At 75.8% G+C, this 8,173-nt stretch carries 6 protein-coding genes; 5 read left to right on the forward strand and 1 reads right to left on the reverse strand.

Annotated elements, in window-relative coordinates:
- The first annotated feature begins 2 nt into the window (after positions 1-2).
- Both OZ948_07585 and OZ948_07590 read left to right on the forward strand, forming a co-directional pair.
- Positions 3-917, forward strand: coding sequence for an isocitrate lyase/PEP mutase family protein (locus OZ948_07585; GenBank protein ID MEB2344583.1), 915 nt, complete (start codon positions 3-5; stop codon positions 915-917).
- 148 nt (positions 918-1,065) lie between these two features.
- A complete protein-coding gene (locus OZ948_07590; protein ID MEB2344584.1) occupies positions 1,066-1,935 on the forward strand; it encodes a PEP-CTERM sorting domain-containing protein in 870 nt (289 codons plus the stop codon).
- 16 nt (positions 1,936-1,951) lie between these two features.
- On the opposite strand, the gene OZ948_07595 is transcribed toward OZ948_07590, so the two are convergent.
- Positions 1,952-4,675, reverse strand: coding sequence for a bifunctional acetate--CoA ligase family protein/GNAT family N-acetyltransferase (locus OZ948_07595; GenBank protein MEB2344585.1), 2,724 nt, complete (start codon positions 4,673-4,675; stop codon positions 1,952-1,954).
- 267 nt (positions 4,676-4,942) lie between these two features.
- On the opposite strand from OZ948_07595, the gene OZ948_07600 reads away from it, so the two are divergent.
- The 3 genes from OZ948_07600 to OZ948_07610 form a co-directional block, all read left to right on the forward strand.
- Positions 4,943-6,082: an ATP-binding protein gene (locus OZ948_07600; protein ID MEB2344586.1), complete on the forward strand. Its 1,140-nt coding sequence runs from the start codon at positions 4,943-4,945 to the stop codon at positions 6,080-6,082.
- Positions 6,079-7,500 (forward strand): sigma-54 dependent transcriptional regulator, encoded by a 1,422-nt coding sequence (locus OZ948_07605; GenBank protein ID MEB2344587.1) that lies wholly within the window; start codon positions 6,079-6,081, stop codon positions 7,498-7,500. Before OZ948_07600 ends, OZ948_07605 begins: the two co-directional genes overlap by 4 nt.
- Positions 7,501-7,563: 63 nt before the next feature.
- Positions 7,564-8,173: PspA/IM30 family protein (locus OZ948_07610; GenBank protein ID MEB2344588.1), on the forward strand; the 610-nt coding region annotated here is incomplete at its 3' end.

Below are 8,173 nucleotides of genomic sequence, written 5' to 3' on the forward strand. Positions count from 1 at the left end.
TCATGATGACGCGTCCGCCCTCGCCTGCCGCAGCGCCCACCGGCGGACCCTCGGGACGCCTGCGCGCGCTGCTCGAGAAGCCGGGCCTGCGGGTCATGCCCTGCTGCTTCGACGCGCTCTCGGCGCGCCTCGTCGAGCGCGCCGGCTTCGAGCTCACCTTCATGAGCGGCTTCGCGGTCGCCGCCGCCCGCCTGGCGCTGCCCGACACCGGCCTCGTCTCCTACGGCGAGATGGTCGAGCGCGGGCGCGAGATCTGTGCGGCCGTCTCGATCCCGGTGATCGGCGACGCCGACACCGGCTACGGCAACGCCGTGAACGCCAAGCGGACGGTGCGCGGCTACGCGCGCGCCGGCTTCGCCTGCGTGATGATCGAGGACCAGCTCGCGCCCAAGCGCTGCGGGCACACCCGCGGCAAGGCGGTGGTGGCGCGGGCCGAGGCGCTGGCCCGGATGCGCGCCGTGCTCGACGCGCGCGAGGAGGCGCGCGCCGAGGGCCACGACCTCCTCGTGATGGCGCGCACCGACGCGCGCGCCGGCCACGGGCTCGACGAGGCGATCGCGCGCGGCCGGGCCTTCGCGGAGCTCGGCGCAGACCTGGTCTTCGTCGAGGCGCCGCGCGACGAGGCCGAGCTGGCCCGGGTGGCGCGCGAGATTCCGGCGCCCGTGATGGCCAACCTCGTCGAGGACGGGGACACCCCCGCCCTGCCGCCCGCCCGGCTCGAGGCGCTCGGCTTCAAGATCGCCGCCTACCCGCTGACCCTCCTGCACGCCTCCGTGTACGCGATGCAGGAGGCGCTCGCGGGCCTGCGCGAGGGCCGGCCGCTCGAGCGCCGGCTCTCCTTCGCCGCCCTGCGCGAGCTGCTCGGCTTCGACGCCTACGACGCCGAGGCGAGCCGCTACGCCGGCGAGGGCGGCTAGGGTCGCAACCCTGCTCGTGCCCCGGGGGAGGGTCGATCACGACGCGAAGTCGGATCGATTTCCCCTCAAGCCCGCGAGCGCGAATCCCGATTCCCGAGGGGTCGCCCGGGTCCCCCTCCCGGGATGACGGAGCAGTCAGGAGTCGTCCGTGTCCCCCCATCCCCCCGTCCGCCGTCGCTCGCGCGGCCGGCGCAGCCTTGCCGCACGCCTCGCCCCCGCCCTGGCCTTCGTGCTCGTGGCCCCGGCCGCCCACGCCGTCTCGTTCACCGCGGTCACGCCCGCGCTCACCGCCGCGAACAGCACCAACCTGCTGGTCGACACGAACCGGCCGCCCGTCACCCGCGTCCGGGACCGGACCCTGGGCGTCGTGTCGAGCAGCGCGAACAGCTTCCAGACCCGCTACGCGATGCTGGTCGGCACCGACATCGGGAACCGCGCGTCCATCACCGAGAGCTTCACCGCGGACTACACGATCACGCTGTCGATCCTCGGCAACGCCGGTGAGCCCTGGTCGCTGCTGCTCGACACGAGCCGGGTCGGTGCGCTCACGATCCTGAACGACGGCAACGGCTCGGCCAGCGCGACGCTCGGTGCGGTCACGGGCGGAGCGACGGGTGGGGCCCTCGTCGGCAGCCTCGGGCTCGCCGCCGTGGGCACGGCCACCAACGCCGGCGTGGCCAACACCAGCGTCGACCTGCCCTTCTCGCAGCTCGGGAGCGCCCGGATCGACGGCGTCGGCACCGGTGCCGTGCAGACGGTGGTCCTGAGCTTCGCCTGGACCGCCAGCGCGACCTCGACCCGTCAGGGCAACAACGGCGACGAGGCCGCCGTCCGCATGGGGCGGACCTCCACCGCGAGCTCCTTCGCCGCCGACGACTATCCCGGCGTGGCCTTCCCGCGCACCCAGGCGCTCGACGGCCACTTCGTGACCGCGACCCTGGTCCCGGAGCCCCAGACGGCGCTGCTGCTCGGCGCGGGTCTGCTCGGACTCGCGGGCCTCGGGCGGCGGCGCGCCTGAGCGGACGCCGTCGCGCTCAGGCGCTCCCCGCGCCCCGCAGCGCGAGACGCACCTCGACGGCGCCGTCCTCCGGCAGGAACCGGCTGCGGAAGCCCAGCGCGTGGGCCAGCTCGAGCATCGCGCGGTTGTCCGGCAGCACCTGTCCGACCAGCTCGCCCGTGCCGCGCGCCCGGCAGTAGCGGATCATCTTCTCGAGCAGCGCGCGGCCGAGCCCGCGCCCCTTCTGGTCCGAGCGCACGACGATCGCGAACTCCGCGTGCTCGTTGTCGGGATCGGTGATCGTGCGCACCACCCCGAGCGTCCCGGGCGCGCCGGTGGCGGGCAGGGCCAGGAAGGCCATCTCGCGGTCGTAGTCGATCTGGGTGAAGCGGGCCATCTGCGAGTGGGGGAGCTTGCGCACCAGGTTGAAGAAGCGGAAGCGGATGTCCTCGGGCTCGAGCTGGTCGTGGAACGCGTGATGGGCCGGCTCGTCCTCGGGCCGGATCGGCCGTAGCAGCACCTGCGCCCCGTCGCGCAGCGCGATCGTCTCCTCCTGCTCCCGCGGATAGGGCCGGATCGCGAGGTGCGCGCCCGCCGCGGCCCCGGCACGCCGGACGCGGATGCGCGCGTCGAGCGCCAGCACGCCGGCCGCGTCGGCCAGCAGCGGATTCACGTCGAGCTCGACGACCTCGGGCAGATCGACGGCGATCTGGGCCACCTGGACCAGGGCGTGCGCCAGCGCGTCGAGGTCGGCGGGGGGGTGCTGCCGCCAGCCCGCGAGCAGGCGCGACACGCGCGTGCGTGAGATCAGCTCGCGGGCCAGGCTCGCGTTGAGCGGTGGCAGCGCCATGGCGCGATCCGCGATCACCTCGACGGCCGTCCCGCCCTGCCCGAAGAGCACGACCGGCCCGAAGATCGGGTCGCTGGCGATCCCCGCGATCAGCTCGAGCGCCCCGGGCCGGCGCGCCATCGCCTGCACCGTGTAGCCCGTGAGGTGCGCCCCGGGCGCGAGCACACGGAGGCGCTCGGCCATGCGCTCCGCGGCGCGCCGCACGGCCCCGGGCCCCTCGAGGTCGAGGGCGACGCCGCCCACGTCGGACTTGTGCGTCACGTCGGGCGAGAGGATCTTGAGCGCGACCGGAGAGCCGATCGCCTCCGCGAGCTCGACCGCCTGCTCCGCGTCGCGCGCCACGCGCGTCTCCACCACCGGCACGCGATAGGCGGCGAGCACCGCCTTGGCCTCGGCCTCGCTCAGGAGCTCGCGCCCCTCGGCCAGCGCCGCCTCGATCACCCGGCGCGCGTCGCTGCCGGGCAGCGCCCCGTCCTCGGGCAGCGAGGGTGGCGTCTCGGCCAGCAGCTCCTGGTTGCGCCGGAAGGCCAGCAGGTGCGCGCAGGCCGCGATCGCGTCGTCGGGGCTCTCGTAGCTCGCGATGCCGGCCTCGCGCAGGATGCGGCGCGCGGCCTCGGCGTGGCCGACCCAGCTCGTCACGACGCTCGGCAGCGCCGCGCGGCGCGCCCCGAGGCCCCCGAGCGCGCGCGCGACCGCGCGCGCCGCCTCCTCGCCAGAGGCGATCGCGGTCGGCGCGTGGAGCGCCAGCACCACGTCGACGCCCGGGTCCTCGAGCACGATCCCGAGCGCCCGCTCGTAGCGCGCGCCGTCGGCGTCGCCGATCAGGTCCACCGGGTTGGCGCGCGACCAGGTCCGGGGCAGCACGGCGTCGAGGCGCTCGATCGTGGCCGGCGCGAGCGCGGCGAGCGTGCCTCCGCGCGCGACGAGCGTGTCGGTCGCGAGCACCGCCAGGCCGCCCCCGTTCGAAACGATCGCCATGCGGTTGCCGCGCAGGCGCGGCGAGCGCACCAGGGTCTCGGCGGCGTCGAAGAGCTCCTGGATGGTGTCGACGCGGAGCATGCCGGCGCGTCGCAGCGCCGCGTCGAAGACCTCGTCGGCGCCGGCCAGCCGGCCGGTGTGCGAGAGCGCCGCCTGTGCACTCGCGGGGCTGCGGCCGGCCTTCAGGACCAGGACGGGCTTGTTGCGGGCGGCCGCACGTGCCGCGGAGAGGAACTTGCGGGCCGCCCGCGGCGCGCCGCCCTGCTGGCCCGGGAGGCTCTCCAGGTAGAGCAGGATGGCGTGCGTCCCGGGATCGGCGCCGAACCAGTCGAGCAGGTCCGCCGCGTCCACGTCGGCGGTGTCGCCCACCGACGCGAAGCACGAGAAGCCGACCCGCGCCTCGCGCGCCCAGTCGAGCACGGCCGTACAGATCGCGCCGGACTGGGACACGAAGGCGAGCTCGCCGGGCAGGGCCCCGACGTGGGCGAAGCTCGCGTCGAGGCCGATGCCCGGGACGAGCAGGCCCAGGCAGTTCGGGCCGAGCAGCCGGAAGCCGCGCCGGCCCACGGCCTCGTCGAGCGCTGCGCGCAGCGGCCGGCCGCTGCCGTCGGTCGTGCTGCCGAACCCGGCCGTCAGGACCACGGCGGCGCGGGTCCCGGCGTCGGCCAGCGCCGCGACGATCCCGGGCACGGCCGCCGGGGGCGTGCAGATCACGGCCAGGTCGGGCACCACCGGCAGGCGCTTCACGTCGGGGTAGGCGAGCACGCCCGCGACGGCCTGGTCGCGCGGGTGGACCGGCATCACCGGCCCCTGGAAGCCGCCGCGCAGCAGGTTGCGCATCACCACGGCGCCGACGCTGCCCGCGGTGTTGGACGCCCCGACCACGGCGATGCTGCGCGGGCGCAGGAGGAGCTCGAGGTTCCGGACGCTCATCGCTGCGGCGCAGGGTAGCCCTGCCCCGCGCTCGGACCCCTCGCTGCAGGCCGGGCGCTGCACTGCAGCGGCGGCGCTGCACGGGGCCGCCCGCGCCGGGTGCGGAGCGCGGGCCGCGCAGCGCTCCGCGGCGGCACGCGTCTTGCGATGCCCGGGGGCATGCTCGCCAAGTGGCCGTGCCCGTTCCACACTCCCCCGCGCTGCGGCGCGCCCCGGCTGGAGCCGCGGGCCGGAGAGCGCCGCGGGCAGGGCACAGGAGACCCCCCGATGGCCGACCCCCCGCAGCGCGGACGCCGCCGCTCCCGCGGCCGCCACCACCGGGATCGGGACTTCGCGGGCTCCTGGGAGGAGACGGGCCGGGACGTCGCCGAGCGGGTGCGCGAGGAGCTCGAGGGCTGGGCGGCGCGCAGGCCCCGGGGCCGGGAGCGGCCGGAGCCCTCGCCCGAAGCGGTGGCGCTGCGCGAGGCACGCGCCGCGGTGGCGCGCCGCATGGGCTTCTTCGCGCACGCCGTTCCCTACACGATCGTGTGCACGTTCCTGCTCTTCGTGGCCGGCTTCCGGCCCGCCCTGATCACCGCCATGTCGTGGGGCATCGGGCTCGGGATCCACGGCTTCTTCGCGCTGATCGCGCCCGACCTGCGCCGGCGCTGGACCGAGGAGGAGGTGCGGCGCCGGGTACCCGACGCACTCGCCCACAAGCGGCTCGAGCTCGAGGACCGCCACGCGCGCAACCTCGAGCACCTGTCGGCCTCGATCGCGCACGAGATCCGCAACCCGATCACGGCCGCCAAGAGCCTGCTCCAGCAGATGGGCGAGGACCCCCATTCGGTCGAGAACGTCGAGTACGCCTCGGTCGCGCTCCAGGAGCTCGAGCGCGTCGAGCGCTCGATCTCGCACCTCCTGCGCTACGCGCGCGACGAGGAGCTGCGCCCGGAGCGGGTGGTGATGGCCGAGGTGGTGGGCTCGGCGCTCGACACCCTCCAGGAGCGGACCGCACGGGCCGGCGTCGTGCTGCACGTCGACGCCGCCGCGGCGGGGGCGCTGGTCGGCGATCCGGAGAAGCTGCGCCGGGTGGTGCTGAACCTGGTCGGCAACGCGCTCGACGCGCTCGAGGGCCAGCGGAGCCCGGCGCCGCGCGTGGACGTCGAGGCGGGCGAGAACCTGGCCGGCAGCGAGGTCTGGCTGCGCGTGCGCGACAACGGCGCCGGGATCCCCGCCGAGCGCCTGGCCGAGATCTGGACCCCGTTCCGGACCTCGAAGGCGAACGGCACCGGGCTCGGGCTCGCGATCGTGCGCAAGATCGTCGAGGCCCACGGCGGGGCGATCGAGGTGGAGTCGGCGCCGGGCCGCGGCACCACGTTCCTCGTGACCCTCCCGCGCCAGGGGCTCGCGGAGGCCTCCCGATGAAGCCGCGCGTGCTGGTCGTCGAGGACGAGGCCGCGATCCGGCTGGCGCTCGGCGGCCTGCTGCGCCGCGAGGGCTACGAGGTGGACCAGGCCGAATCCGGCGACGCCGCCCTCGCGCAGCTCCACGGCGAGGCCTACGACCTCGTGCTGACCGACCTGGCGCTCGGCGCCGGCGCCTCGGGCATGGACGTGCTGCACGCGGTCCGGCAGGCCTGGCCGGAGACCCCGGTGGTGATGATCACGGCCCACGGCTCCGAGAAGATCGCGGTCGAGGCGATCAAGGCCGGCGCCGAGGACTACGTCCCCAAGCCCTTCGACAACGACGAGATCCGGCTGACCGTGCGCCGCGCGCTCGAGCGCACCCGGCTCCAGCGCGAGAACCGCGAGCTGCGCGAGCGCATGGACCGCGAGTGGCGCTTCGAGAACCTGATCGGCTCGGGCCCGGCGATGCGCCGCGTCTTCGACACGATCCGCAAGGTGGCGGAGACCGACCTCACCGTGCTGGTGCGCGGCGAGAGCGGCACCGGCAAGGAGCTGGTCGCGCAGGCGCTCCACCAGCGCAGCCCGCGGCGCGCGCGCGCGTTCGTGGCCGTGAACTGCGCGGCGATCAGCCGCGAGCTGGTGGAGAGCGAGCTGTTCGGCCACGAGAAGGGCTCCTTCACGGGTGCCGACGCGCGCCGTGCCGGGCGCTTCGAGGCGGCGCAGGGCGGCACGATCTTCCTCGACGAGATCGGCGACATGCCGGCGGCCACCCAGGCGAAGGTGCTGCGCGTGCTCGAGGAGCGCGCCTTCGAGCGGGTCGGCGGCCAGGAGCCGGTCGAGGTGGACGTGCGGGTGGTGGCCGCGACCCACCGGGATCTCGAGGACGAGGTGCGGCGCGGGCGCTTCCGCGAGGACCTCTACTACCGGCTGAAGGTGGTCGAGGTGGAGCTCCCGGCGCTGCGCGAGCGGCCCGAGGACGTGCCCGCGCTGGCCGAGCAGTTCCTGAGCGCGCTCGCGGCGCGTCTCGAGCGGCCCAAGGTGCCGATCGCCCCGGCGGCGCTCGCGCGGCTCGCGCGCCATCCCTGGCCCGGCAACGTGCGCGAGCTGCGCAACGTCGTCGAGCAGGCCGCGGTGCTGGCCGGCGGGCCGGCGATCGAGGAGGAGGACCTGCGGCTGCCGGCCGGGGCCGCCGGCGGCGGCGACGGCACGGCGGGCGGCGAAGCCTCCGAGGGCCGCTTCGCGGACGCCAAGCGCCAGGCCGTCGAGCACTTCGAGCGCAGCTTCCTGCTCGCGGCGCTGCGCGCGAACGGCGGCAACGTCTCGCGGACCGCCGCCGCCATCGGCATGGTGCGCCAGAGCCTCCAGCAGAAGATCCGCGAGCTGGGGCTGCGCGACGAGCTCGCCCGCGAGCCCGCCGCCGAGGATCCGGGCGACTAGCCCGCGCCCGCTACCCGATCGCTGCCCGGCCGCGAGGCCGGGCTCGATCCCAGGAGACACAGTATGGTGTTTTCGGCACAGACGATCGACCGGCCGCGCGGCGCCCTGGGCCGCCTGCGCAACCTGCTCCACGGCTGGCTCACGGTCTGGGTGCGCGACCGCGAGCAGGCCCACCCGCGCGCGGTCTACGAGCAGGCGATCGCGCAGCGCCTGCGGCGCTACGCCGAGCTGAAGGACGCCGTGGCCGGGATCCTCTTCCTGCGCAACAAGCTCGAGGCCGAGATCCTGGAGCGGCGCGGCGAGCAGCTGCGCACGGCGGCCGACGTGCAGCGCGCGCTGCGCCGCGGCGACGAGGCGGTGGCGCTCGCGCTGGTGCGCCACAAGCAGGACCTGGCCGCCGAGCTCGAGCGGGCCGAGCGCGACCTCGGCGCGCTGCGCGACGAGGCCGAGGCCGCCAAGGAGAACCTGCTGCGCTTCCGCGAGGAGATCCGCGCTCTCGAGCGCGAGAAGGGCCGCGCGCTGGCCGTCTGGGCCGGCGCCCAGGCGCGCCGGCAGGTGCACGCCGTCCTCGAGGGCCTCTCGGTCGAGGCGGACCTGCGCGCGCTCGAGGGCCTGCGCGAGCACATCGCGAAGCTCGCCACCGAGGGCCAGCTCGAGGCCGAGATCGGCGCCG

This window comes from Deltaproteobacteria bacterium (genome assembly GCA_035063765.1).
Lineage (GTDB): Bacteria > Myxococcota_A > UBA9160 > UBA9160 > PR03 > CAADGG01.

What these genes read in the sequence shown, in the direction of transcription:
- OZ948_07600 (MEB2344586.1), top strand. Translation starts at nt 4,943, where the DNA reads ATGGCCGACCCCCCGCAGCGCGGACGCCGCCGCTCCCGCGGCCGCCAC.
- OZ948_07595 (MEB2344585.1), bottom strand. Translation starts at nt 4,675, where the DNA reads ATGAGCGTCCGGAACCTCGAGCTCCTCCTGCGCCCGCGCAGCATCGCC.
- OZ948_07585 (MEB2344583.1), top strand. Translation starts at nt 3, where the DNA reads ATGATGACGCGTCCGCCCTCGCCTGCCGCAGCGCCCACCGGCGGACCC.
- OZ948_07605 (MEB2344587.1), top strand. Translation starts at nt 6,079, where the DNA reads ATGAAGCCGCGCGTGCTGGTCGTCGAGGACGAGGCCGCGATCCGGCTG.